The organism is Cloacibacterium sp. TD35 (genome assembly GCF_028864635.1).
Taxonomy (GTDB): domain Bacteria; phylum Bacteroidota; class Bacteroidia; order Flavobacteriales; family Weeksellaceae; genus Cloacibacterium.
In genome coordinates this window covers 1,924,036-1,949,860 of the sequence record NZ_CP104850.1, presented here as the reverse complement: position 1 = coordinate 1,949,860, position 25,825 = coordinate 1,924,036, and the positions used below count along the sequence as shown (strand labels likewise).

Here is a 25,825-nt window from a genome sequence, read left to right as displayed (position 1 = left end):
ATAATTTTTCTATGAGTAATATAAATCATCTACACTAGATGCTAAGAATCTCCAAGTAGCAAAAACAGTACTGATTACGGTAATTAGAATACCTACACCAAAAACGATTGCTACTAACCAAACGTATTGATTGGTATCTTGTACAAATGGAGTTCCGATTTCGCTGGTAAAGAAATACCAACCCGTGAATAAAGCTGTTAAACCAATAATAGCACCGATGATTCCTAAAATCACTGCTTCTTTTACAAATGGCTTTAGGATGAATCTGCGTTTTGCACCTACCAATTGCATTGTTTTGATAATGAAACGTTTAGAAAATATTTTTAAACGAATAGAATTGTTAATCAACACCATTGCTACGATTAAGAATAAGATAGAAAAGGCCAAAATCCAAGTCAAAATTCTATTGAGGTTATTGTAAACTTCAATTGTCAATTTACTGTCGTTTTTCACTTCTTTTACCCCTTCTACTTCATTCAGTTTTTTTACAACATCATTTATTTTTGCAGGGTCTACATATTCTGGTTTCAAAGTAACTTCTACAGATGGTGGGAAAATATCTCCTTCAAAAAGTGCATCTGTTTCTATACCCAATTGTTTTTTGGCAAGTTCTGTAGCTTCTTGCTTAGAAATAAATTTAGCTTTTTTCACAAAAGGCTGCAATTTTATTCTTTCGTAAGTTACCTTTTGTAACTGTTCTGCTTTGGCAGAATCTCTAGGGTCTATATAATCATCAAAATAAGCTTCTACTACCAATTGCTCTTTGATATAATCCGAATATTTTTGAGCATTTATCAATATCAACCCAAAAAGTCCTACTAAAAATAATACCAATGCAATACTAATTGATACGGTAATGTTGCTAGAACGGAGCCTTTTCTTGTTTAAATCTTCTGCTAATTTTGCCATCAATAAAAAATTTTCTGCTAAAATAGAAAAAAAACTCCGAAATTTGCCCCTGAACAAACACAAAACTGTGTTAAAAAATCTTAAAAATTTTGAACGTAAAAGCAAAAAAACATCTTGGTCAGCATTTTTTAACTGATGAAAATATTGCCAAAAAAATTGTAGAAGGTCTTGACTTTCAACCGTATCAATATGTACTAGAAGTAGGTCCTGGAACTGGTGTTTTAACCAAATATCTCCTCGAAAAACCTACAGAAACTTACGTTGCAGAAATAGACACAGAATCCATAGAATATCTGAAATTACATTATCAAAAACTTGAAAATAAGCATTTTACAGGAGATTTTCTCAAAATTAATTTAGGTGATGTTTTTTCTGGAGAAGTTGCGGTAATTGGCAATTTTCCTTATAATATTTCTTCCCAGATTCTTTTTAAGATTATAGAAAATTATCAGCAGATTCCAGAAATGGTAGGGATGTTCCAAAAAGAAGTGGCAGAACGTACAGCTGCGGTTCCCAGAACTAAAGATTATGGCATTTTGTCGGTTTTGGTTCAAGCTTATTATGATGTAAAATACCTGTTTACCGTTCACGAAAATGTTTTCAACCCACCTCCAAAAGTAAAATCAGGTGTAATTAAACTCACCAGAAATAGAAAAGAAGGTTTAGAAGGAAATGAAATTCTTTTCAAACAAATTGTAAAAACGGGTTTTGGCCAAAGAAGGAAAAAACTGAGCAATGCACTAAAATCTCTAGATATTCCAGAAGTGTTAAAATCTCATACTTTTATGGATAAACGTGCAGAAGAACTGAGTGTAGAAGATTTTATCAACTTTACTCAAGAATGGAAAGCTGCAGAAAATTAATTAAAATCTTTCTGAATAAGATCTTCTAATTTTGCTTGTAAGTCGTGAATTTTAGCTTTTAGTTCCTTGATTTCTTGCTTATTATTAGAAACATTGCTCTTGAGAATTACTTTTTGAGCTTTTTCTTTGTGTTCATCTTCGTCTTCATCATCAGCAATCTCGTCGATGTCTTCTTGAATTTCGTCAATATCTTCCTGAATTTCATCGATGTCTTCTTGGATTTCATCAATGTCTTCCTGAATTTCGTTTACATCTTCTTTAATCACTTCTATGTGTTTATTGCTTTTGTTCACAGACATTTGAATGAAAATAGACAAGTAAATTGCTTCCAAAGACACAATCGTAGTGAGAACCAAAAGCATTTCTTCGAACTCTACCACTTTGAAAAGTGGAAGTAAAAAACTGACAATAAATAATATAGTGTGAAAGACCAATGAAGCGGTAGAACCAATCCAACTGATAACGCTGTCTGCCATCTTATCTAGCATCGTACTATTTTCTGTTTTGATATCTCTTAACTTCATTTTACTTAATTTTTTGACAAAATTACGATTAAAAATCGACTAAAATTTGACTTTAATGATTATTAATGCGAATTTTTGAACTCTTATTTTGTATTTTTGCAAAAATTCTAACTTTTTATCCCTATTAATTTCTGTGATTGAAGAGCAAAAAATATCTCACACCTTACAATTTCTCATCGAAGAAAGAAATGTAAAAGCTGTTTCTGAAGCTATTTCGGAAGTGGAAGCGGTAGATATTGCCAATATTTTTGAAATTCTAGAAGAAGAAGATCAAAAATTTCTTTACGAAATTATGGATAACGAGCTCTCTGCAGAAGTACTACTCTACATTGACGAAGACGAGCGTAAAAAATTCCTGAGAAACTTCTCTACCAAAGAAATTGCAGATAATATCATCAACGAAATAGATTCCGATGACGCAGCAGATATTATTGCGGAATTACCTGAATATCAACAAGATGAAATTATTCAGCACTTAAATGATGAGGAGCACGCACAGAATATTGTAGAACTTTTGCGTTATGATGAAGATGTTGCAGGAGGTTTAATGGCTACCGAATTGGTAAAAGTAAATCAAAATCTTTCAATCATTTCTGCCGTCAAAGAGATGCGTAAACAAGCCGAAGAGATGGAAGAAGTTTACTCTATTTATGTAGTAGATGATTCAGAAAAGTTACTCGGTTTATTAAGTCTCAAAAAATTATTAACCACTTCATCTTCTACTAGAGTTTTAGATGTTTATAATTCTAAAATTCAATACGTTAAAGATACAGAATCTGCTGAAGAAGTTGCGCGTTTCATGCAAAAATATGACTTGTTCGAAGTCCCAGTTGTAGATAAGTTAGGAAAATTAGTTGGAAGAATTACGGTAGATGATGTCATCGACTTTATTACAGAAGAAGCAGAAAAAGATTACCAGTTAGCATCGGGGATTTCTCAAGACGTAGACTCTAGTGACACCATTTTTCATTTAACTAAAGCGAGATTACCTTGGCTATTCATTGGAATGGTAGGTGGTTTAATTGGTTCTAGAGTATTGCAAAGCAATCAAACCGCTATGCATGACATTCCTGCTTTGATGTTTTTCGTGCCGCTAATTGCAGCAACAGCGGGAAATATTGGGGTTCAAGCTTCGGCGATTATCGTACAAGGTTTAGCGAATAACACTTTAGGGAAAGATACTTTTAAGACTTTATTCAAAGAAGTAAGCGTTTCTGCAGCATCAGGAATGATACTTTCTTTAATTATTTTTGGTTTTAATTTATTGATTAATCATAATGATTTGATGGTTTCTGTGACCATTTCTCTCTCTCTTTTGGCAGTAATTATGGTAGCGGCAATTATCGGAACCATTGTTCCTATTGTTCTGGAGAAAAATAAAATAGACCCCGCAATTGCTACTGGTCCGTTTATCACCACTTCTAATGATATTTTAGGAGTTTTAATCTACTTTGCTATCGCAAAAGCACTCCTTCACATTTAGAAATATTTTTTATAATAATTCCTTAGAAACTCCAATGCCAAAAAGCGCATAATCGTATACCGCAGGATCTTCTGGATTGTATTTTCTGATGATTTGGTCAAGTTCTTCTACTGCTTTCCAATCGTTTTGAGTTCTTTGTAGAATTCCTAATTTTCTTGAAATATTAGCAGTGTGAACATCTAATGGAATAGATAAATATTGAGGAGAAAGGTTTTTCCAAATGCCAAAATCTACGCCTTTTTTATCTTGGCGAACCATCCATCTTAGAAACATGACCAATCTTTTTGAAGCCGAATTTTTATACGGTGAACTCACGTGTTTATGGCTTCTGTGTGGGGTTTTTCCTAAAAAACGAGCTCTAAATCTTTCGATAGCGTGACAATAATTTTCTTCGTTTGCTTTTAAAAGAAATAAGTTTTCTAAACTTTCAAATTCAGAATAAACACTTTTTAAATTTAAAATGAACTTTTGAAAATCTTCGGCTGAAAAAGTTCTGTGAACGGCTTTATTTTCTAATTTTTTGAAATCTTTTTGGGTAACATTCATCACGAAATCATACGGAGAATTTCCCATGAAATTCATGATTTTTTGAGCAGATGTAATAATAGATTTTCTATTTCCCCAAGCAATGGTAGAAGCAAAAAAAGCAGAAATCTCTATGTCTTGTTTCAATGAAAACTGATGCGGAATAGAAATAGGGTCCAATTCAATAAAATCTACATGATTATATTGTCCCGCTTTTTGATTGAGAAATTCAAAGATTTCTTGCTCGTTCATTTTTATAAATGATAATGGATGATTGATATGAGTAATCTTTTCTTGTATAAATTGTCAATCGAAAAATCTTAAATTTTTACAGGTTCTAATTGCTGTGGCAGATAGGTTTCAGGGAAAATTTCACTAGCCTCATTCAAGAAAACTGATAAGTCATTATAACGATTAGAAAAATGGCCTAAAATTAATTTTTTAACATTGGCTTTTCTAGCGATTTTCGCCGCTTCTAGAGCGGTAGTGTGACCTGTATAGTCTGCCATTTCCTTTAAATCGTGTAAAAAAGTAGCTTCGTGATACAATACATCTACATTTTTAATAATCGGGATAATGCTCTCTAAATATCTTGTATCACTACAAAAAGCATAAGAAACAGAAGGTTCTGCAGGTTTTGTTAAGTCTTCATTTTTTAGAATATATCCATCACTCAACTGAAGGTCTTTGCCACGTTTTAAATTATGATAGTCACAAATTTCAATCTCAGGATATTTAGAAATTTCTTGCATGTTTAGGTGTCTTTCTTTTGGTTTTTCCTTAAAAAGATAGCCGTTACAGTAAATTCTATGATCTAATGGAATGGTAAAAACTTCTACTCTATTATCTTCATAGACTTTTTCAGATTTTTTAGAAGAAAGTTCATGAAAAACCACTTCGAAACCTTGGTGCGTTTCGGTAATTCTAAAAATTGTTTCCATCATTTCTTTAATCCCTTTCGGACCGTAAACGTGAAGTGGAGTTTCTCTGCCCAAAAGTCTAAAACTAGAAATTAAACCTGGTAGACCAAAAACATGGTCACCATGTAGGTGCGATATAAAAATATGATTAATTCTAGAAAATTTGGCTTTAGCTTTTCTCAATTGAACTTGTGTCCCTTCACCACAATCAATGAGGAAACAACGCTCTTCCATTTCTAGAAATTGCGCAGTAGGTGCGGATTTCACGGTAGGAATAGCTGAGTTAAATCCGAGAATTGTTAAATAGGTGCTCAAAATGCTTAAATGATGATTTTTAGAGGTTTAAAGTCTGCAAATTTCGTGAAAATTATTCTAATAGCAAAAGTTATAATGGTTTATAAATCTTTTAATTTTTGCAATTTCTATTTTTCTAAAAATGCAAGAAATTTATCTAAAGCATTTTTGCGGTGACTCATGGCATTTTTTTGTTCAGCAGGCATATCTGCAAAAGAGATTTCATGATTTTTGGGGATAAAAATCGGGTCATAACCAAAACCCTTGTTTCCACTTTTTTCTGTGCTTAAATCCCCATACACTCTACCTTCAAAGTATTCTGCTCCATCTTCTTTATACAAACATAAAACCGTAATAAAATAAGCTTCTCTGTCATTTTTGTTTTGCATTTCTTCTAGAACTTTTGCCATATTTTTATCAAAATCATGATTCCCAGCATAACGAGCAGAATAAATTCCTGGTCTTCCATCAAGCGCTGGAACAACTAATCCAGAATCGTCTCCTAAACTCGGTTTTCCAGTTTTTTCGAAGCAAAATTTAGCTTTAATCAAGGCGTTTTCATGAAAAGAATTTCCGTCTTCTATAATTTCGTCGTGAATATGATAATCGGTAAGAGAAGTAATGTGGTATTTTTCTCCTAAAATTTGTTGAATTTCTTCTTTTTTGTGTAAGTTGTGCGTGGCAACGAGGATTTCCATTAGGTAGTATTAAATATAAAGTTTGTAATTTTTAAATTTTTAGCGTTTATTCTCTGTAATAAATTCTATTTCGGTACATGAATAAATAATAAGAAACAAATAAAAGTACAATTCCTACTATAAGACCATAATATTCAGGAAGATGTAAGTTTTCTGTAACACTTTCTGAGTTTCCATTTAGTAATAAATAGGCAGAAATAAAATTATTAAAACCATGCAATAAAATGGGCATTAATAAGGATTTAGTTTTATAATATACCAATCCTAAAACTAATCCTAATAAAAATGCATTGACTGTTTGCCAAGGATTAAGATGAAAAATTCCAAAGGCTAAAGCTGAAAAAACAATTGCTTTTGCTGGTTTTATACCTTTATTAATCAATCCTTTTTGGATAATTCCACGAAAGAGAATTTCTTCTAATACTGGTGCAAAAAGTACAGTAAGAAGATAAATTCCCGCAGTATCAGTTGCGATAGTACTAAAAGCATTAGACATTTGATCGTACAAAGGACCAAAAAACTCCCCTTCAATTGGAATTCTAGTAACTAAAAATTCAGAAACCAGCATCATTCCCAGCATCATAGGAAAAATCATAAGGTAAACATGAAAAGGTCTGGTTTGCATGTTAAAATTGAGTTTTTTTCCTTGACTTTTCATCACGAAAACATCAAAACCTATAATCGGAAAAAGAACAGTACAGAGATAACTCACGATGAAAAATACCATACTGCTTTGGATTTCTGCATAGCCTTGTTTAAGAATAAAATAAGCAAAAAGCGTGTATAAGCCTAAAACCATAATTCCAATAAATAGTCCAGCAAATAAAGCTGTAGCCTCCTTGAAATCAAAAATATAATTTCTGTATTTTGAATTATTTTTATTCATAAGCAAAAAAATTGGTCCATTTAGTTTTCTAGCAAAGAAACAATACTTTTAATAAATTCTTTATTATTTTTTTGTGAGTACTTTAAAATTTCAGAAAATCTAAATTGTTTTGTTATTAATGTCATCGCAATGTTTGATGAAACTTAAAAAATGGTATTTAAAAATATGTTCTAACTCTTTCTTGATAATCTAGGGTTAGCATATTAAAGTTTCACAAATTTAACATAATTAATAAAATAACTTTACTTTTGCAAAATAACTATAATTATTGTTTATGAAGAAAATTTACATTTTTATTTTAATCAGTTTCTTTACACTGAATTTTTACAAAGCTCAAAGTTCAACAGAAGTTTTTGAGACAGAAACTAACAGAAGTACTAGCTTCACAGATAACGGAGTGATTTTCAATATCATTTCAAACGTTAATAGCTATTCTATTGATGCGGATTTTCCAGGCACAGGATGGAGTGGAACGGCTAATGATAATGCATATATTGATAATAGTGGTTCGGGTAACCAATCAGCAGGTTCATCTTTTAGTATTAAGACGACTTCAAATTTGTTTAAAGTAAATAAATTCTGGTTGTATGCTGCAGATGCTACAACAAATATTAATGTTGTAGGAACAGTTACCATAACTGGGAAAAGAGCTGGAGTAACTCAATATAGCCAAACCAAAACATCTGGTTTTAACAAACAATATACAGTTACAAATGGTTTTACTCTTATAGATTTAACCAATCTTAATGGACAAAATTATTCTAATATTGTGATTGATGAACTCCAAATAACTCTTGGTGGTAATTATCAGTATGCTAGTTTTGACGCCTTTACTTGGGTTAAAGACTCATCTTTTCTGAGTACAAATGATTTAAAAGAAAAGCTTAATAAAATTAAAGTATTTCCTAGCATTGCAACAGAAACCATCAATGTAGATTCTCCTTACAAGGTTAAAAAAATCGAAATTTATGATGCCAGTGGTAAAAAATTAATTGATATTAAACAGAATTTTAATAAAATTGATGTTAAAAATCTCAACAAGGCAAATTATTTTGTTAAAATATATACTGAAATAGGCACTTATAACACAAAATTCATTAAAAATTAAAAATTATAATTCCAATATAAAGCTGTCCAAAAATTTTGGGCAGTTTTTTTTTACTTAAATATTTTATCATTGAAGCGGAAATCTTCTACATATAACCTTAAAATAAGAGTCAAAATAAAAATTCCAAGTAATTCTTTTAACTTTATGGGAATTTTCGCAAAAATTCACGATTTTTGCAACTTCAAAATTTAGAAATGAGTTTATTACAAGAAATATCAAAACGTAAAACTTTCGGGATTATCTCTCACCCAGATGCTGGAAAAACCACTTTGACGGAGAAATTACTTCTTTTCGGGGGAGCTATTCAGGAAGCAGGTGCCGTAAAATCAAATAAAATCAAAAAAGGAGCAACTTCCGACTTTATGGAAATCGAGAGACAGAGAGGGATTTCAGTAGCAACTTCTATTTTAGCATTTGAATACAAAGGAAAGAAAATCAACATTCTTGATACACCTGGTCACAAAGATTTTGCGGAAGATACGTATAGAACGCTTACTGCGGTAGACTCTGTAATTGTAGTAATAGACGTAGCAAAAGGTGTGGAAGAGCAAACTGAAAAATTGGTGGAAGTTTGTAGAATGCGTAAAATCCCGATGTTGGTATTCATCAATAAATTAGACCGTGAAGGTAAAGATGCATTTGATTTGCTGGATGAAGTTGAGCAAAAATTAGGTTTAAAAGTGGTTCCGCTTTCTCTTCCGATTGGTATGGGAAGTGATTTCCAAGGAATTTATAATATTTGGGAGAAAAACATTCAGTTGTTTTTAGAAGAAAAAAAACAAAAAGTTGGTGAAACCATCGTCATCAATGATATTAATGACAGTTCAGTAGATGAAACCATCGGTGAAAAAGCTGCTGCTACTTTAAGAGATGAACTAGAACTCATAGAATCTGTTTATCCAGAATTTGACAGAGAACAATATCTTTCTGGTGACCAACAACCCGTGTTTTTTGGTTCAGCTTTGAATAATTTTGGAGTGAGAGAATTGCTAGATGCGTTTGTAGAAATTGCGCCAATGCCTCAACCCAAAGAATCTGACCTTAGATTGGTAAAACCAGAAGAGAAGAATTTTACAGGATTTGTGTTTAAAATTCACGCTAATATGGATCCGAAACACCGTGATAGATTGGCTTTCGTGAAAATTGTTTCTGGAACTTTTAAGAGAAATGAAAACTATCTTCTAGTAAGAGAAGGTAAAAAAATGAAGTTTTCTTCGCCGAATGCTTTCTTTGCAGATAAAAAAGAAGTGGTAGACGAAAGTTTCCCTGGAGATATTGTAGGTTTACACGATACAGGAAGTTTCCGAATCGGTGATACTTTAACTGCTGGAGAAAAATTACAGTTCAAAGGAATTCCTAGCTTCTCGCCAGAACATTTCCGTTATATCAATAATGATGATCCATTAAAAGCAAAACAATTGGCTAAAGGTATTGACCAATTAATGGATGAAGGTGTGGCGCAATTATTTACGCTAGAAATGAACGGTAGAAAAATTATTGGAACAGTAGGTGCGCTTCAGTACGAAGTAATTCAATACAGATTAGAGCATGAATACGGTGCAAAATGTACTTATGAGCCAATTGGAATTCATAAAGCGTGTTGGATAGAAGCCGACGAAAAATCTGATGAATTCAAAGAATTTGCAAGATTAAAACAGCGTTTTATGGCAAGAGATAATCATGGTCAGTTGGTATTTTTGGCAGATTCTGCTTTCACTATTCACATGACTCAAGAAAAATTCCCGAATGTCAAACTGCACTTCATCAGTGAATGGAATAACGCGAAATAATCATAAGTTTAAATAAAACATCTAAAAATCTTCAAGGGAACTTGGAGATTTTTTTTGTAAAAACTTTCAAATTTATTTTACAATTCATTGATTTTGATTATTTTAATAGAAATATGAATTTTTCCTTACTTTTAAGGAACATTTTTTGTATTAAGTTTGGCATCAACAAAACTATTAAAATGAAGAAAACAATTTTTAGTCTTTTTACCGCTACTCTATTTTTGGTTGCATGTAATAAAACCGATATTCAGCAAACTGCAGATTCTTTTAAAACCGCAGATAGTCTTTTTAATCAAGCAAAAGAAAGTTATCAAACCATCGATACTATATCTAAAATTGTAAATGATTCTAACAGTACTGTAGGAAAAGTAATTGCTCCAGAGCTTAATAAACATAAAAAAATTATAGAAGAAGCGATTAAAAACGGTAATGTTAATATTGATTCTATCAACAAGGTTTTTAAAAAATTAAATCATAAAAACATACAAGCTCAAGATATTAGAAAAGCCATAGACTCCGCAAATAACGCTATAAAAAGCGGTGATAATGCAGCTGCAGTAATTGCTGAAACAGCGGATAAAATATTAAAACAAACTTCACAAAATAATACTCAAAACCAACCAGAGCCAGAAGTTCAAAATCAAAATCAAGTACAGAAACAACCTATCCCTCAGCGTGAACTCTATCCTATTGCTAAAACGATTAGACTGCAAGTTTCTGTAGAAGATTTGGCTGCTGCAAAAGCAATTCTGAATCAGGATTTAAGTGTTTATAAAGCAGATGTAATTACAGAAAATTATACCGAAAACGAAGGAATTGCCAAACAATATGTTACGGTAAAAGTTCCTTTAAGCAATTTTGATGAATTGGTTAATAAAATGAGCAATCTGGGTAATGTAGAATCTAAAAACACAGAAGTAGAAGGCAAAGATTATGTAGGGAGCCAAATGTGCGATGTGGAATTGACTTTAGTAGATAACACCCCAGACCTTAATAAAACTTCAGAAGATTTAAACATTCTTAATGATGAACAAAAAGACGAAACTTTCGTAGATAAATCTTCTAATGCATTTATGAAAGGATTTGCAGTTTTGGGAAGTTTATTTTTAGCACTCGTTCCGTTTTGGCCTATTTTCTTGATTGCTGGAATTGTTTGGTATTTTGTGGCAAAAAGAAATAAGAAAAAACGCGAAGAAGAATTCCAAAGACAACTCGCTATAGAAAAAGAAAAAATAAAAGCAGCAGAAGCATTAAAAACACCATCAGAAGAAATATCTCAAAATTCACCAACTAATACTGAGGAAAATAAAAAAGATGACGATATTTCTAAATATATGCCGAAAGAGTAATGAGAAATTAAGATATAGTAAAAAGGCTGTTCAAAAAATGAACGGCCTTTTTGTTATTTTTCATAGAAAGATGTTGAAAAATTTAGAGGGATAGTAATTCTAGATTTCACAGGAACGCCATCTAATATAGCGGGATTCCATTTTCCTTTTGTTCTATTGATGGAGCGAACAATATCTTTATTAAATGATTCATTATCTATTTTAGGTGAAACAATAGGATTAAGGATTTCACCATTTTCGTCAACAACAAAATCTAAAAAAAGGTTTCCGTTAACATGGTAATCGTTAAAAATAGACATAAAATTATCATGAATATCCTTATCCATCAATTTTTTTCCACCTTTGTAAGTTATAGGAATGTAAAATTTTTCGGGGGTATAATTTTTTGTGTATTTATCTAGCAAATGATTGGGAACAAAAAATAATCTAACAATTGAATCAAAATTTTGATCTTTAATTTTCGCAGAAATCCACTTGTCACTAAGTCTCAGTTCTCTCAGAACTTCTAAAGTGAAATTGTATGCACATTTGTTTTTTTTGATATTGGCAGAGTCAAAATCAGTGATAAATTTTATTTTGGCTTCCTTGGTCAATAGCAATTTTGCTTGATAAATCTCCTTTTTATCACAAGAAGAAAGTTTTTTCTCTGAAGCAATTGTGTTGATATCCTTATATAATTCTTGTAATCCGCCTTTGTAAAAATTTTGATTTTTTGGAAACTCATCTAAAATTTGAGCATTTAAAAAGGCTGTAAAAAATAGAAAAAGAGAGAATGTTTTTTTGGTTTCATGGTTATTTATAGTTTATTATTTATTACTCATCGCGTACACCGCAAAACTCGCTAGCCAATGATCACCACCATAATTTCCTTTAAAAACCAATGGCAAAGCATTTTCTAAAAATTTAGCAGATGTTTCTTCAAAATGTTTTTTGTATCGGTGATTTTTAGGTAAAACTTGAGCAATATTTTTCATGCACCAACTTCTAGTAAAACTTAAACCAACCAAGTGAACTGTTTGATAATCATTAATATCCGAAATTACAGGAATCTGAGAAATATTTTCAATACTTCTTTTTTCGTAGAATTTATTAAACCATTTTACATATTCATCCTGCGGAAGAATTCTGGTCATTAAATCAGCGATTTCTAAACTTGGCGAGAAAAAATCACTTCCGTCTGGTTCTAAATAAGCTGGCGTTTTTTCGTCTTTTAGATAGAAATATTTTGCTTTTTCGATGAGTTGGTTTTCAAAATCTTTTTCGCCAACCGTTCTTGCCCAGTCTATTGCAAAACTTAGTGCAAAGGCTGTGTTCGGATGAACTCCTGTTCTATTCGGATATGTTTGTTTGGGTAGATATTCTTTCCAAAGTTTTACTATTTCATCGGTTAATGGTTTTAAATTCTGATGCCAAGTTTTCGCTTGTGGATTTTCCCAATTGGCCAATTCTGCGTCTAATTGAAGCAACCAAGCCCAGCCATAAGTTCTCTCAAAACCTTTAGCCACTTGATATTTATTGAAATACTCTGCTTCTGTTTTTATTTTTTCGGCTTGAAAAGAACCATCCAAAATGCGAATAATTTCCTCTCTGTTTTTAAGAAATGGTATGTCTTTGAGTAATTTTACCAGCATCCAATGTCCATGAACGGATGAGTGCCAATCAAAACAGCCATAAAAGCTAGGGTGTAATTCTTTGGGAGTCAGTTTTACATCAATTTCATTATTGATGACATGTGCAGTTTTATTGGGGTATTCTTGATTAATGCAATGCACAGGTTTTTCCGATAATTGAAACGCAATTTCATCAGTAAGCGTAGGAATCTGCGCTGAAAGATTTAAGGAAAACAATACGACTAAAAGACTTAATTTTTTCATTGAATAAAAGTATGAAAATTTGATAAATATGAAAATAAAAAGTCGAACAATTGCTTGTCCGACTTTAATATTTTGAAAAGAATTTGCCAATTATTTTTTAGCAATACTTCTAGAAATTACAATCTTCTGAATTTCTGAAGTTCCTTCGTAAATCTGAGTGATTTTAGCATCACGCATCATTCTTTCTACGTGATATTCTTTTACGTAACCGTATCCACCGTGAACTTGAACAGCTTCAATGGTAGTATCCATCGCTACTTGAGAAGCATAAAGTTTTGCCATTGCTCCAGACTCTGAAATGTCTAAACCAGCGTCTTTTTCAGCAGCAGCTTTGTAGCAAAGCATTCTTGCAGCCATAATATTTACATGCATATCTGCTAATTTGAAGGCAATTGCTTGGTGATTGATGATTTCTGTACCGAAAGCTTTTCTTTCTTTAGCGTATTTAAGTGCCAATTCATAAGCTCCAGAGGCAATACCTAATGCTTGAGAAGCGATACCAATTCTACCACCATTAAGAACCGCCATTGCAAAATTGAAACCAAATCCATCTTCACCGATTCTATTTTCTTTAGGTACTTTTACGTCTGTAAACATTAATGAATGCGTGTCAGAACCTCTAATTCCTAATTTTTCTTCTTTTTTACCCACTACGAAGCCTTCCCATCCTTTTTCTACGATGAACGCATTGATTCCTTTGTGTTTTTTCTCTACATCAGTTTGTGCAATCACAATGTAATATTGAGCATTTCCACCATTGGTAATCCAGTTTTTAGTACCGTTTAATAGATAATGGTCTCCCATATCAATCGCAGTTGTTTTTTGAGAGGTAGCATCAGAACCAGCTTCCGGCTCAGAAAGTGCAAAAGCACCGATTACTTCACCTTTTGCTAGAGGAACTAGGTACTTTTGTTTTTGTTCTTCAGAAGCGAATTTTTCTAGACCAGCACAAACCAAAGAATTGTTTACTGACATTACTACAGCTGCAGAAGCGTCTACTTTTGCAATCTCTTCCATTGCTAAAACGTAAGAAACGCTGTCCATTCCTGCTCCACCGTATTTAGGGTCTACCATCATTCCTAGGAATCCTAATTCCCCCATTTTCTTTACTTGTTCATAAGGAAACTTCTGGTGTTCGTCTCTTTCTATTACGCCAGGCAAAAGTTCAGTCTGCGCGAAATCTCTCGCTGCTTGCTGAATCATCAGTTGTTCTTCTGTTAAATTAAAATCCATTTTTGTATTAAAATTATTTGCCGTAAATATACATTTTTTAAGGATTTCCACGAAAATTGATATTAACTATTTGTTAATTAAGAAAAAGTATTATTTTTACAAAAATCAAAAACCGTAAAGTATGTCAGTTACAAGATTGTTTGACTTTGCTCATCATGCATTATATAAATTCCCGAAAGAAGATGCATTGGTGACCAAATATAATGGAGTTTGGACAAAAACTTCTACAAAAGAATATGTGAGTCAAGGAAATAAAATTTCCAGAGGATTGTTAAAATTAGGGATTAAGCCAGGTGATAAAATTGGGCTTATTTCTTCTAATAACCGCACAGAATGGCACATTATGGATTTGGGAATTTTGCAAATCGGTGCAATAGATGTTCCTGTATATCCTACCATTTCTATTGAAGATTACATTTACATCTTTAACAATGCTGAAATAAAATATGTTTTTGTTTCGGATAAAGATTTGTACGAAAAATTACTTCAAGTAAAACCTCAAGTAGAAAGTTTGAAAGGAATTTTTACTTTTGATGACATTCCTGGAGCTCCAAACTGGAAGGAAGTGCTGGATTTGGGAGAAAATGATGACAATCAACAAGAAGTAGAAGACATTGCGAGAACAATTCAACCAGATGATTTAGCAACTTTAATTTATACTTCTGGAACTACTGGTAGACCAAAAGGAGTAATGCTTACTCATAGAAATATTGTTTCTAACGTATTGGCTTCTGACCACAGAATTCCTAGAAATTGGAAGTTAGAATATACAGATATTAAAGTATTAAGCTTTTTACCAATCTGTCATATTTTTGAGAGAATGATTTCTTATTTGTTCATGTACAATGGTTTCTCAATTCACTTTGCAGAAAGTATAGATAAAATTGGGGATAATGTAAAAGAAGTTAAACCTCATTACATGACTGTAGTACCAAGATTGGTAGAAAAAGTATATGATAAGATTGTAGACAAAGGTGCTGCTGCAGGAGGGTTAAAAACTAAAATTTTCTACTGGGCACTATCATTGCTTGAAAATTATGACATCAAAAAACCAAAATCTCTAAAACATAGAATTGCGGATAAATTGGTGTTTTCTAAGTGGAGAGAAGGTTTAGGAGGCAATATGATCACTCTAGTAAGTGGTTCTGCTGCTTTATCTAGTAAACTTAATAGAAGTTTCCATGGTGCGGGTATTCCTATTTTAGAAGGTTATGGCCTTACAGAAACTTCTCCAGTAATTGCGGTAAACTCATTCGAAAGAGTGAAAATAGGAACGGTAGGTCATGTTTTAGACAATTTAGATGTAAAAATCCAAGCAGATGGAGAAATTACTGTAAAAGGGCCTTCTGTTTTCCAAGGATATTATAAAGACGATGAAAAAACCAAAGAAGCATTTACGGAAGACGGTTACTTCATGACGGGAGATATCGGTCATATTGATGAAGAAGGCTTCTTACACATTACAGACCGTAAAAAAGAGATGTTCAAAACTTCTGGTGGTAAATATGTAGCGCCTCAGGTTTTAGAAAATTTAGCGAAAGGTTCTAAATTTATTGAGCAAATTATGGTAGTAGGTGATGGCGAAAAAATGCCATGTGCTTTAATTCAGCCAGATTATGCTTTTGCTAAACTTTGGTCAGAAAGAAAAAATCTTAAAATTGGAAAAACTCCAGAAGAGATGGCTAGTTCTCCTGAACTAAAAGCAAGAATTATGAAAGATATAGAATTGCTGAATGCTACTTTAGGAAAATGGGAACAAATTAAGAAAATAGAGCTTACTCCTACTCTTTGGACTATTGAAGATGGATTGCTTACTCCTACTTTGAAACTAAAACGTAAAGCAGTAAAAGAAAAATTCTTTAATCTTTATGAAAGATTATATGATAGAGCATAAAACAAAAAGACCTCACAATTAGAGGTCTTTTTTTATGTTACTTTTCTAAATGAAATAGATTTTCCTATCCATTCTGCTTTCCAGAATCCACGAACTTTTAATATTCCATTTTGAAGTAATTTAGCGCTAGAGTTCCAATATCTACCACTAGAAGCATCGTATATTTTTCCGTCAACCCATTCTTTTTTTTGGACATCATAACGTAAACCATCTAAAATCTCCATACCTAGAATTTTTCTGTTTCTAAGGTTGGGATTAGGATTATGAATATCTAATGACAAATGCATTGGTTTTTTGCTTTCGCTTAAAAGATGATTAAACCAAATGATTCTAGCTCTGAATTGGTTGTTGACTTTATAAACTTTTACCTTTACACTGTTGTCTACACTCATCCATGTACCTAAAACATCATTAGGATGGGTAGCATTTATCTTTCCAAAAATCAGAAATAATAAAATAAAGAATATTCTACTCATGTCTTTACAATTTAAAAGGTTAATGGGTTGTTTTTAATGTTTTGTAAAGATGAGAAAGCCAGTTAGAAAATATTTTACAAAATTTTATATAGTATTTACAAAGTTTTTAGTAAAAAGAAAAACCTCAAGGAATTGAGGTTTTTTTATAATGTTTTTTAGAAAATTAATCTTATTCTTTGTTTATGAAAATATTTTCTAAAATAGAAGTAATAATAGATAAGGCAATACTGAAAATAATAGCCCACCAAAATCCTTCTATCTGAATGCCGTCTGTAAAATAATCTGCCAAAAGAATAATAATAGCATTAATAACCAAAGCAAATAATCCTAAAGTAAGCAATGTAATAGGAAATGAAAATAAATCTAAAATGGGTTTTACAAATAAATTTAATAGTCCTAATACGATGGCAAAAATAATTGCGGCAGAAAAGGTAGTCACATGTACTCCGCTTAAGATGTTAGGCAATAAATAAGCCACAACAGCAGTAATAATGAGTTTGATAATAGTGTTCATAATTGGTGATTTTGATAGTAAATTTAGTTATTTTTTTGATAAGAAAATAAGATAGGAGTATTTTTAGGAACATCAAATTCATAAAGTTCTTGTGTCTTGGTGTTGTAAAAAAGCCATTGAAAAGTTTTCATATTGGTTTTACCTTTGGTAAAAAGTCCAATTTGGGTATATTTCACGCCTTCCCACTCGGTTTCTTCTGTAGAATACCCCAAATGAGCTTCTGGATTTTTGAGTTGAAATTGTACCGCATTTTGGTTGTTTTTATCTAAGTAATACTCTACCAACTTTGCAATTCTTTTTTGATAAGCTTCACTGTATTCACTACGGTCTCTTTTCATTTTAAGGAGAGGCTTTTTGTATACAGTATAAGTAAGTAATTGCCCATTTTTTTGAAGAATAGTATCCGTTTTAGAAATTTCTGATGTGTTTTCAGAACTTTTATTATGGCAAGAAACCAAAAAGGAAAAAGTAATTAATAAAGAAAGAAGAGATTTCATTTTTTCTTTTAAAGTTAATAAAATTTAAAAGATTAAAAATCAATGTTTCTAATGAATTTCTTCATTACAGAAATATAAAATTTTTCTTGCTTGAAAAAAAACTCTCCAGTCTTAAATTGTATTTAAGAACTGGAGAAGTATTTGTTATTTGCATGTGCTAATTAAAAATTAAAATTATATGAAGTTATATTTTAATTGCAAATAACAATTTAATTATATGAAAAGTGAAAAACCTAAAAAAGCCTTTCCCAAAAAAATACAAACACAAACGATGAAATATATATTTGCTAACTTTAGAAGGGAGAAGGCAATTTAAAATTCAATAATTTTATATTAATTGTTTATTTTTAGTAGTTGAAATTTTCAGTAACGGTATGTTAGTTACTGATTTGATAAAATTAAATATTCTTATTAGGATAAAAAAGTTTTATATTTGTCAAATTCGGAAAAACATTTAATTAAAGAGAAATCACTACCTATTTATACTGTTTCTAATTCTACTTCATTTCTCTTCTTTTTTATATTTCTGATGAATTCTGAAGGAGTTGTTTTTATGATTTCTGTAAAAGACTTGGTAAAAGCTGCTGGCGAAGAATAACCGCATAAATCAGATAAATGACTTATTTTATATTTTACAAAGTTATTTTCATTTTCCAATTTCTGAGTAATGTAATTAATTCTTAGTTTATTAACGTAACTGTTAAAGTTTTCTGCTTTGTGCTTTTTAATTACAATAGATAAATATTTTACATTAGTGTCTAATTCTGTAGCTAACTTTCCTAAAGTAATATTCTTTTGTAGAAAAATAGTTTTCTCCTCGAAATTTTTTAAACCATTGAGAATATATTTTTCGGTTAAATCATTTATAGAATCGTTTTGAATAATTCTAATTGTTGGTTGTACTTTTTGTTCTGAAAATATCTGATTGAGAGATGATGACAAATCAAATACTTTAAACCTTCTCATTTTTATTGAGAGATCCCAATAAAAATAATAAATTAAAAAATAGATGAGAATATTAAAGTATACAGTATTTCTTTTGATGTTATACTCTATTCTGTGAAAACTATCATTGAAATGTTTTACTAAAATAGGATTATATTTTTTTTCGATGTCATTTACAGATGAGTCTTGTAAAAAAGTAAAATTTGTCATCTTCCAGTTTTTGATATTACTGAAGGAAGAATGATGGGTATATTGATAAATAGACTCTTTAAAAGTAGAAAAACTATTTACTTTTTTTTGTGCAAACGAATACAGATTTTCTTTTTGAAGAATAGATTCACATGGGTTTTCAGTACTAATTGTAGAAAAAGAGACAATCAGATAGATAATCTTTCTAAAAACTAAATAATTACTAGACATATAATCTGAATATAAAAATTAACACTCTGTTAGTTATTAGTCTTTGTGATATAATTTAAAAATTATCTCTGAAAATAATCTCCAGCCTCAAATTACTTAAGAACTGGAGAACTATGTTACTTGCTGTTGTGAATTAAATAATCTAAAAATTAATTTTTGAAGTTTATTTTAATTGCAAATAACAATTAATCTTTATACTCAATACTTATTAAAAAAAACCTCCCCCATAAAAACACACAAAACAAACACAAACGATGAAATAGATATTTGCTCAATTTTAGGGAGAGGAACAAATAATTTTTATAATAAGTTTATAATAAGTTTAATAATTTCCTTTAAATGATCTTTACTAATAATTTTTTAAAATTTAAAGACGTCAAATTTATTTTAATAATTGATATCTAATCCATTAAAAAACAATAATTAAGTGTCTTTATCTTAAATTTTTAATAACTAACTGTTTTTTAAAAACTTACATATTTGTTAAATTCTGAATTTTGTAAAAAATTATTAATTATTAACTAAATATTGATAATAATAATTTATTATTTACTATAAAGTTAATAAAAATTAACATTATGTTTAACAATTTTTCTATAAAATATGACAAATAACATGTTTTTATTAAATGACTGTTTAATTATGCAATAAAGTCTTATAAAAAGAATAAAATTTTTAAAAAAATTGGTATTTTAACATTTCTACATGATTTATACAACGTTGTTTTTGACGCTGCAAAATTTTAACAATTTTTTCAATGTCACAAATAAAGTTACTACATCGTTTTCGTAACTTTTAATCTGCTGAAAATCAGCTAAAAATGTCAATTAAATTATATTATTTTTCATTTTATTTTGTTAACTTTGATGATACTGTTATAATTCTGTAACAATTTAAATAGGCGAAAATGAAAAATATCCTATCAATATTCGTTTTCCTTATATTGTTCCCATGTATAATCTTAGCACAGGACGCCAAATCTATTGTCAAAAAAGCTGACGAAAAAGCCAAAGGAAATACTTCCGTTGCTTTAATTTCAATCCAGACCATTCGTCCTAATTGGACTCGAGAAATGACTGTAAAAGCATGGACTAAAGGAAATGATTTAACCATGATTTTGGTACTAACCCCAGCAAAGGAAAAAGGTGTAGTCTTTCTAAAAAAGAAAAAAGAAGTATGGAATTGGGTTCCATCCATCGAAAGAAACATTAAAATGCCGCCTTCTATGATGAGCCAAAGCTGGATGGGAACAGATTTTACCAATGATGACTTGGTAAAAGAAGCTTCAATTTTAGAAGATTACAATCATACTTTTCTGGAAGATATTGAAATAGATGGGAGAAATTGCTACAAAATTCAATTAATTCCTAAACCTAAATCGGCAGTAGTTTGGGGAAAAGTAATACTCTCTATCGACAAAAAAGATTATATGATGCTTCATGCAGAATATTTTGATGAAGATGGAAAACTCATGAACACCATGCATTGCAGCGATGTTAAAATGCTTGGAGGAAAATTACTCCCTGCGAAAATGGAAATGATTCCAGCGGATAAAAAAGGCAACAAAACCATATTAACCTACAAGTCTTTAATTTTTGACACTCCTATTACTGACCAGTTCTTTAGTACTCAAAATATAACGAAAGTAAAATGATAGCCAAATTAATTTGGAGAAATCTTTGGCGAAACAGTCGTCGAACATTGATCACCATTGCTTCTATTGCTTTTGCAGTGCTGTTTGCAATTCTCATGCAATCTCTTCAGGAAGGGGTTTTCAATAATTTAATTAAAAACGTGGTTAATTATTACACTGGATATGTGCAAGTTCATCAAAAAGGATATTGGGACGAGCAAATTTTAGAAAATAGTTTTACAGAAGATGCTCAACTTTTTACAAAACTTCAAAAAAATAAAGCGGTTACCGAAATTGTTCCTCGTTTAGAGACTTTTGTTTTGGCGTCTAATAAAAATATAACCAAAGGTTGTGTACTCATAGGAACAGATACCGATAAAGAAAGCCGTTTAACCCAATTACAAAATAAAATCATCAAAGGCACTTATTTTAAAAATAATGACGAAGCAGTCATGCTCTCCGAAGGCTTAGCCAAAAGACTGCAACTGAAAGTCAATGACACCATTGTCTTATACGGACAGGGTTACCAGGAAGTAATGGCTGCAGGAAAATATCACGTAAAAGGCATTCTGCATTTAGCTTCGCCAGAAATGAATGATAATTTTGTGTATTTGCCTCTAAAAACTTGTCAATATTTTTTAACTGCCGAAAACCGCTTAACAACTCTTTCTTTGGGAATTGATAATCCCAAAAATGCAGAAAAACTAACTGAAGAATTAGAAAACAGCATCGGAAAAGAATATGAAGTCATGACTTGGCAAGAACTCATGCCAGATGTAGCGAATCATATCAAAGCAGATGGTTTTTCCTTCTATATTTTTTCGGGTATATTGTATTTGATTATAGGGTTCGGATTGTTTGGTACCATCATGATGATGACGGTAGAAAGAACGTTTGAATTCGGAATGCTCCTTGCCATTGGCATGAAAAAATCTACACTGAAAATAATTTTATGGAGCGAAACCGTATTGATTACATTGTGCGGAATTCTGCTAGGTATGCTTTTGAGTTTTCCCGTGACTGCTTATCTTAAAAAAAATCCGATGCAATTAACCGGAGATTTGGCCAAAAGCTATGAACAGTTTGGTTTTGAGGCAATATTTCCTACAGAAGTAGATGTCAATATCTTTATCAATCAATCGCTAATTGTTATGGTAATGGCATTGTTGATAGGATTGTATCCACTTTGGTTTGTGAATAGTCTAAATCCAGTAAAAGCGATGAAAAAATGAAAATGCTTATCAAAATAGCAAGTCGTAATCTTTGGAGAAACAAAAAAAGAAGTCTCATTATCATCTCTGCGGTAAGCATTGGTTTGTGGGCAGGAACTTTTTTGATTGCATTTTATAACGGGATGATAGAACAGCGAATCAACTCTGCAATTGGCAAAGAAGTTTCTCACATTCAGTTGCATCATCCAAAATTTAGAAATGATCACGACATCAGATATTTCTTGCCCAAAAGTCAAGAAATGCTTCAGTCCATTAAAAAAGACACTTTAGTAAAAGCAGTGACTGGTCGTGTCATCATCAAAGGAATGATGGCTTCAGCATCAGGAAGCAGTGGTATTACCATTAATGGTGTAGAGCCTAAAATAGAAAATACCATCACCAAGCTGGATAGTAAAATTATAGAGGGGAAATATTTTAATCCAGATAAAACCAATGAAATTATCATTAGCGAAAAAATCAGAAAAAAACTAAAGTTACAACTTCATAAAAAAGCGATTCTAACTTTTCAGGACAAGGAAGGAAATCTCGCAGCAGAAGCTTTTCGAGTGGTTGCCATTTATAAAACCATCAACGGGCCTTATGATGAAAGCAATGTTTTTGTGAAAAATACAGCTATAGATTCTTTGGCGGGAATAGATAACGCTTTTAATGAAATTGCAGTCTTACTAAAATCCAACGAATATTTAGATAAAAGCAAAGAAAAATTTAGTCAAAATTTTCCCAATACAGAAATTAAAACTTGGAAAGAAATCGTTCCAGAGCTTGGTTTAACCATTTCTGTGGGAGACCAAATGACGCTTATTTTCATGGGAATTATTTTAATTGCCCTGACTTTCGGAATTGTTAATACCATGATGATGGCGGTTTTAGAAAGAACAAGAGAAATAGGAATGCTGCTCGCATTGGGAATGAATAAATTTAAAATCTTTATCATGATTCTCTTGGAAACGCTCTTTTTGATTCTGGCAGGCTGTCCTATCGGAATTATTTTAGCGGCCATTTCTGTAACGATAACCCAACATACAGGAATAGATTTAAGTAGATATTCTGACACTTATTCTAGCTTTGGGTATGATGCCATCATCTACCCTTCTCTCACTTTTAATCAAATTAAAACTGTTTTGTGGTTGGTGGTTCTCACTGCTTTAATTTCCGCTTTATTCCCAGCAAGAAGAGCTTTGAAATTAAATCCAGCCCAAGCTCTTAAAAAGTAACTATTATGAAAGAAACAGTAATAGACGCGCATAATTTATCGAAAATATACGATGAGAAAACCATTCCTGTATATGCGTTAAACCATGTACATCTGCATATTGCACGAGGTGAATTTACCGCAATTAAAGGGCCTTCTGGTTCAGGAAAAACCACACTGCTGAATATGATTGGCGGTTTAGACAATCCTTCTGAAGGTTTTGTGGAAATTAATGGAACGAATATTACAGAACTCAAAGGAAATGCGCTCATTGATTTTAGATTAAACAACATAGGTTTTGTATTTCAGTCTTACAATCTCATCCCAGTGCTTACTGCGAAAGAAAATATAGAATTCATCATGCTACTGCAGAAAAGACCAAAAAATGAAACAGAAAAGCGTGTATTGGAACTTTTAAAACAGATAGGATTGGAAGACAAAATCAATAAAAGACCTCAAGAATTATCAGGTGGTCAACAGCAAAGAGTTGCTGTAGCTAGGGCACTCGCTCCAAAACCTCAATTTATTTTAGCAGATGAACCTACCGCCAATTTAGATTCCGTGTCTGCTGAAAATTTATTAGACATGATGCTCAAACTGAATCAGGAGGAAAACATGACCTTTGTTTTTTCTACCCATGACCAAAGAGTCATCAACAGAGCAAGAAGAGTGATTACCTTAGAAGATGGAAAAATTGTAGCAGACACCGCAGAAACTGCTATCATACACGAAACCGCCGAAAAATAAAGCTCAAATGCGTTATTATCAATACATATGGCTTCTTATTTTTTATAGCTTTTCGATGAGTCTTATCGGACAGGAAACAGATTCTATACCTTCAAAATTAGAACTGAAAGGCTATGTGAAAGGAATGCAAAGCACTCTTTTCATGGGAGATATTGATGATAATGCATCTGCAAGTCTACTTCATAACCGATTGAATTTTAAATACAATATTTCTACAAATTGGACAGCAAGGTTAGAAATCAGAAACCGTGTTTTCTTTGGTGAACAAGTCAAATTAACACCAGATTTCAGCCAACTGCTTCGTCAGAATAATGAACTTTTCAATCTTTCTAAAGTGTGGATAGATGAAAAATCTTTGGTAGCACATTCAGAAATTGATAGGTTTCTAATAAATTATGCAGATGATAATTGGAACATCACTCTAGGAAGACAGCGCATCAATTGGGGAATTAACAATGTCTGGAATCCTAATGATATTTTTAATGCCTACAATTTTTTAGATTTTGATTATGAAGAACGCCCAGGTAACGATGCAATACGCATTGAACGAAATGTAAAAGAAAATGCTTCTCTGGAATTGGCCTATAAACCTGGCAAAACCAAAGACGAGCATACTGCTGCTTTACTCTATAAATTCAATAAATGGAAATATGATTTTCAGTTTTTAGCAGGAATCTATAATACCGATTATGTCATCGGTGGTGGTTGGGCTGGAAACATTAAAAACGCAGGTTTCAAAGGAGAATGGAGCTACTTTATCCCAAAAGAAAACACACTGATTTCTAAAGAAAGTTTCAGTATTTCACTGATGGCTGACCAGACTTTCAAAAATGATTGGTATGTTTCTGTATCAGCGTTATACAATAGCAATCCTTCTGATTTTTCTTTGTTTTCAGGCAATGTATTTAGCAGTCAGCTTTCTGCCAAAACACTTTTCCCTTTCAGGTATAATTTCCATAGTATGGTCATGAAAACCATCTCTCCTATTTCTACGGTAAGTTGTTCTTTTATTTATTCTCCTGAGAAAAACACGCTGATTATTGTCCCAACTTATCTTTGGAACGTCGCCAATAATTTTGACTTAGATTTTACAGCACAATCTTTCTTTGCAAAAGAAAATCAATCTTATCATAACCTTGCAACACAAGTGTTCGTAAGAGGACGATGGAGTTTTTAAAAGTTATTTATACGAAAATTAAAATAGCAATATCTATAAAAAAAGCCAACTCTTAAAGTTGGCTTTTTATTTATCTCAAACGATGTTAAAAATTCAGAGAGTTATTCTTTATTTTTCTATAAAAAACACTATAACTCCAATAATAATTACGATAGGTATCAAAAGTAATCCTGCTATTGTGTTTTTATGACTTTGTTCAGGAGAGGTATTTGCGTTCATTTTTTTTAAATCAAACTTATACACAAAAGCAAGTCTGATAAATAATCCGAAAAAGCCAAAAATAAAGTCTATCATTTTTATCTTCGTATTTGTTTTTTATTAGAATATGATACTTGGTCTAAGATGTTGCGGAGCATTCTATGTTTACGAAGAGTATTGACTAAGCATATAAATAAATTTTTCATTATCTATTTCAAAAAAGATATTTGATTTATTCTGAATTTCAATTATTTGAGGAATATCTAACGTATATATTAAAAAAACGTTTTCATCATCTTTATTTGGGTTGATAATATTCTTTAATTCACTTATACTTATTTCTGAAACATTATATTCAGCAACAAACTCTATGTTGTATGTTTTTTTAGAATTTTTTTTATCCCTTCTATAAACTTCTATTGTTTTTTGTGTTTTCATTAATTT

At 31.4% G+C, this 25,825-nt stretch carries 26 protein-coding genes; 11 read left to right on the top strand and 15 right to left on the bottom strand.

The features are described 5' to 3' along the window. Positions 1-9: 9 nt before the first annotated feature. The gene (locus N7277_RS08975; RefSeq protein ID WP_274779228.1) at positions 10-909 is read right to left on the bottom strand and encodes a cell division protein FtsX; all 900 of its coding nucleotides are present in this window, start codon (positions 907-909) and stop codon (positions 10-12) included. An 89-nt stretch (positions 910-998) separates the two neighbouring features. Between N7277_RS08975 and rsmA the strand changes: the two genes are divergently transcribed. Beyond that, a complete protein-coding gene (gene rsmA, locus N7277_RS08970) occupies positions 999-1,772 on the top strand; it encodes a 16S rRNA (adenine(1518)-N(6)/adenine(1519)-N(6))-dimethyltransferase RsmA (protein ID WP_274779227.1) in 774 nt (257 codons plus the stop codon). On the opposite strand, the gene N7277_RS08965 is transcribed toward rsmA, so the two are convergent. After that, entirely contained in the window at positions 1,769-2,296 is a 528-nt protein-coding gene (locus N7277_RS08965; protein ID WP_274779226.1) for a coiled-coil domain-containing protein, read from the bottom strand. The genes rsmA and N7277_RS08965 overlap by 4 nt on opposite strands. A 133-nt stretch (positions 2,297-2,429) precedes the next feature. On the opposite strand from N7277_RS08965, the gene mgtE reads away from it, so the two are divergent. Then, positions 2,430-3,779, top strand: coding sequence for a magnesium transporter (gene mgtE / locus N7277_RS08960; RefSeq protein WP_274780823.1), 1,350 nt, complete (start codon positions 2,430-2,432; stop codon positions 3,777-3,779). Positions 3,780-3,788: 9 nt separating this feature from the next. Here the strand turns inward: mgtE and N7277_RS08955 are convergent, their stop codons facing one another. From N7277_RS08955 to N7277_RS08940, 4 genes are all read right to left on the bottom strand, one after another. Beyond that, on the bottom strand, positions 3,789-4,556 hold the full coding sequence (locus N7277_RS08955; RefSeq protein WP_274779225.1) for a TIGR02757 family protein: 768 nt from the start codon (positions 4,554-4,556) through the stop codon (positions 3,789-3,791). 68 nt (positions 4,557-4,624) lie between these two features. Further along, complete coding sequence (locus N7277_RS08950) at positions 4,625-5,539, bottom strand: ribonuclease Z (protein ID WP_274779224.1); 915 nt, start codon at positions 5,537-5,539, stop codon at positions 4,625-4,627. A 107-nt stretch (positions 5,540-5,646) separates the two neighbouring features. Then, a complete protein-coding gene (gene rdgB / locus N7277_RS08945) occupies positions 5,647-6,216 on the bottom strand; it encodes an RdgB/HAM1 family non-canonical purine NTP pyrophosphatase (protein ID WP_274779223.1) in 570 nt (189 codons plus the stop codon). A 46-nt stretch (positions 6,217-6,262) separates the two neighbouring features. Continuing rightward, entirely contained in the window at positions 6,263-7,102 is an 840-nt protein-coding gene (locus N7277_RS08940) for a CPBP family intramembrane glutamic endopeptidase (RefSeq protein WP_274779222.1), read from the bottom strand. 274 nt (positions 7,103-7,376) lie between these two features. Here N7277_RS08940 and N7277_RS08935 point away from each other — a divergent pair, with 274 nt between their 5' ends. From N7277_RS08935 to N7277_RS08925, 3 genes are all read left to right on the top strand, one after another. Next, entirely contained in the window at positions 7,377-8,210 is an 834-nt protein-coding gene (locus N7277_RS08935) for a T9SS type A sorting domain-containing protein (RefSeq protein ID WP_274779221.1), read from the top strand. 194 nt (positions 8,211-8,404) lie between these two features. Then, on the top strand, positions 8,405-10,000 hold the full coding sequence (locus N7277_RS08930; protein WP_274779220.1) for a peptide chain release factor 3: 1,596 nt from the start codon (positions 8,405-8,407) through the stop codon (positions 9,998-10,000). A 179-nt stretch (positions 10,001-10,179) separates the two neighbouring features. After that, complete coding sequence (locus N7277_RS08925; RefSeq protein WP_274779219.1) at positions 10,180-11,349, top strand: DUF4349 domain-containing protein; 1,170 nt, start codon at positions 10,180-10,182, stop codon at positions 11,347-11,349. A 53-nt stretch (positions 11,350-11,402) separates the two neighbouring features. Here the strand turns inward: N7277_RS08925 and N7277_RS08920 are convergent, their stop codons facing one another. The 3 genes from N7277_RS08920 to N7277_RS08910 all read right to left on the bottom strand — a co-directional run bounded on the left by N7277_RS08920 (position 11,403) and on the right by N7277_RS08910 (position 14,456). After that, positions 11,403-11,948 carry an energy transducer TonB gene (locus tag N7277_RS08920; protein ID WP_274779218.1) on the bottom strand — a complete coding sequence of 182 codons (546 nt, stop codon included), beginning with the start codon at positions 11,946-11,948 and terminating at the stop codon, positions 11,403-11,405. Positions 11,949-12,155: 207 nt separating this feature from the next. Next, the gene (locus N7277_RS08915) at positions 12,156-13,223 is read right to left on the bottom strand and encodes a DUF2891 domain-containing protein (protein ID WP_274779217.1); all 1,068 of its coding nucleotides are present in this window, start codon (positions 13,221-13,223) and stop codon (positions 12,156-12,158) included. Between the two features lie 90 nt (positions 13,224-13,313). Continuing rightward, entirely contained in the window at positions 13,314-14,456 is a 1,143-nt protein-coding gene (locus N7277_RS08910) for an acyl-CoA dehydrogenase (RefSeq protein WP_274779216.1), read from the bottom strand. Positions 14,457-14,577: 121 nt separating this feature from the next. On the opposite strand from N7277_RS08910, the gene N7277_RS08905 reads away from it, so the two are divergent. Further along, on the top strand, positions 14,578-16,350 hold the full coding sequence (locus N7277_RS08905; protein ID WP_274779215.1) for an AMP-dependent synthetase/ligase: 1,773 nt from the start codon (positions 14,578-14,580) through the stop codon (positions 16,348-16,350). 32 nt (positions 16,351-16,382) lie between these two features. Here the strand turns inward: N7277_RS08905 and N7277_RS08900 are convergent, their stop codons facing one another. From N7277_RS08900 to N7277_RS08885, 4 genes are all read right to left on the bottom strand, one after another. Then, positions 16,383-16,826 carry a DUF2147 domain-containing protein gene (locus N7277_RS08900; protein WP_274779214.1) on the bottom strand — a complete coding sequence of 148 codons (444 nt, stop codon included), beginning with the start codon at positions 16,824-16,826 and terminating at the stop codon, positions 16,383-16,385. A 169-nt stretch (positions 16,827-16,995) separates the two neighbouring features. Further along, on the bottom strand, positions 16,996-17,340 hold the full coding sequence (locus N7277_RS08895; protein WP_274779213.1) for a phage holin family protein: 345 nt from the start codon (positions 17,338-17,340) through the stop codon (positions 16,996-16,998). 23 nt (positions 17,341-17,363) lie between these two features. Next, positions 17,364-17,837: a hypothetical protein gene (locus N7277_RS08890; protein WP_274779212.1), complete on the bottom strand. Its 474-nt coding sequence runs from the start codon at positions 17,835-17,837 to the stop codon at positions 17,364-17,366. 480 nt (positions 17,838-18,317) lie between these two features. Further along, positions 18,318-18,992: a helix-turn-helix domain-containing protein gene (locus N7277_RS08885; protein ID WP_274779211.1), complete on the bottom strand. Its 675-nt coding sequence runs from the start codon at positions 18,990-18,992 to the stop codon at positions 18,318-18,320. A 1,117-nt stretch (positions 18,993-20,109) separates the two neighbouring features. Between N7277_RS08885 and N7277_RS08880 the strand changes: the two genes are divergently transcribed. The 5 genes from N7277_RS08880 to N7277_RS08860 are packed head-to-tail and all read left to right on the top strand — an operon-like array spanning position 20,110 to position 25,183. Next, positions 20,110-20,856 (top strand): outer membrane lipoprotein-sorting protein, encoded by a 747-nt coding sequence (locus N7277_RS08880; protein ID WP_274779210.1) that lies wholly within the window; start codon positions 20,110-20,112, stop codon positions 20,854-20,856. After that, positions 20,853-22,067: an ABC transporter permease gene (locus N7277_RS08875; RefSeq protein WP_274779209.1), complete on the top strand. Its 1,215-nt coding sequence runs from the start codon at positions 20,853-20,855 to the stop codon at positions 22,065-22,067. The genes N7277_RS08880 and N7277_RS08875 overlap by 4 nt, the downstream gene beginning before the upstream one ends. After that, positions 22,064-23,281: an ABC transporter permease gene (locus tag N7277_RS08870; protein WP_274779208.1), complete on the top strand. Its 1,218-nt coding sequence runs from the start codon at positions 22,064-22,066 to the stop codon at positions 23,279-23,281. Before N7277_RS08875 ends, N7277_RS08870 begins: the two co-directional genes overlap by 4 nt. Before the next feature lie 5 nt (positions 23,282-23,286). Continuing rightward, entirely contained in the window at positions 23,287-24,006 is a 720-nt protein-coding gene (locus N7277_RS08865) for an ABC transporter ATP-binding protein (protein WP_274779207.1), read from the top strand. 55 nt (positions 24,007-24,061) lie between these two features. Then, positions 24,062-25,183 carry a hypothetical protein gene (locus N7277_RS08860; protein WP_274779206.1) on the top strand — a complete coding sequence of 374 codons (1,122 nt, stop codon included), beginning with the start codon at positions 24,062-24,064 and terminating at the stop codon, positions 25,181-25,183. A gap of 108 nt (positions 25,184-25,291) precedes the next feature. On the opposite strand, the gene N7277_RS08855 is transcribed toward N7277_RS08860, so the two are convergent. Both N7277_RS08855 and N7277_RS08850 read right to left on the bottom strand, forming a co-directional pair. Further along, positions 25,292-25,477, bottom strand: a complete 186-nt coding sequence (locus N7277_RS08855) for a hypothetical protein (RefSeq protein ID WP_274779205.1) — start codon at positions 25,475-25,477, stop codon at positions 25,292-25,294. A 69-nt stretch (positions 25,478-25,546) separates the two neighbouring features. Further along, the gene (locus N7277_RS08850) at positions 25,547-25,819 is read right to left on the bottom strand and encodes a DUF7683 domain-containing protein (protein WP_274779204.1); all 273 of its coding nucleotides are present in this window, start codon (positions 25,817-25,819) and stop codon (positions 25,547-25,549) included. Between the last annotated feature and the right edge of the window lie 6 nt (positions 25,820-25,825).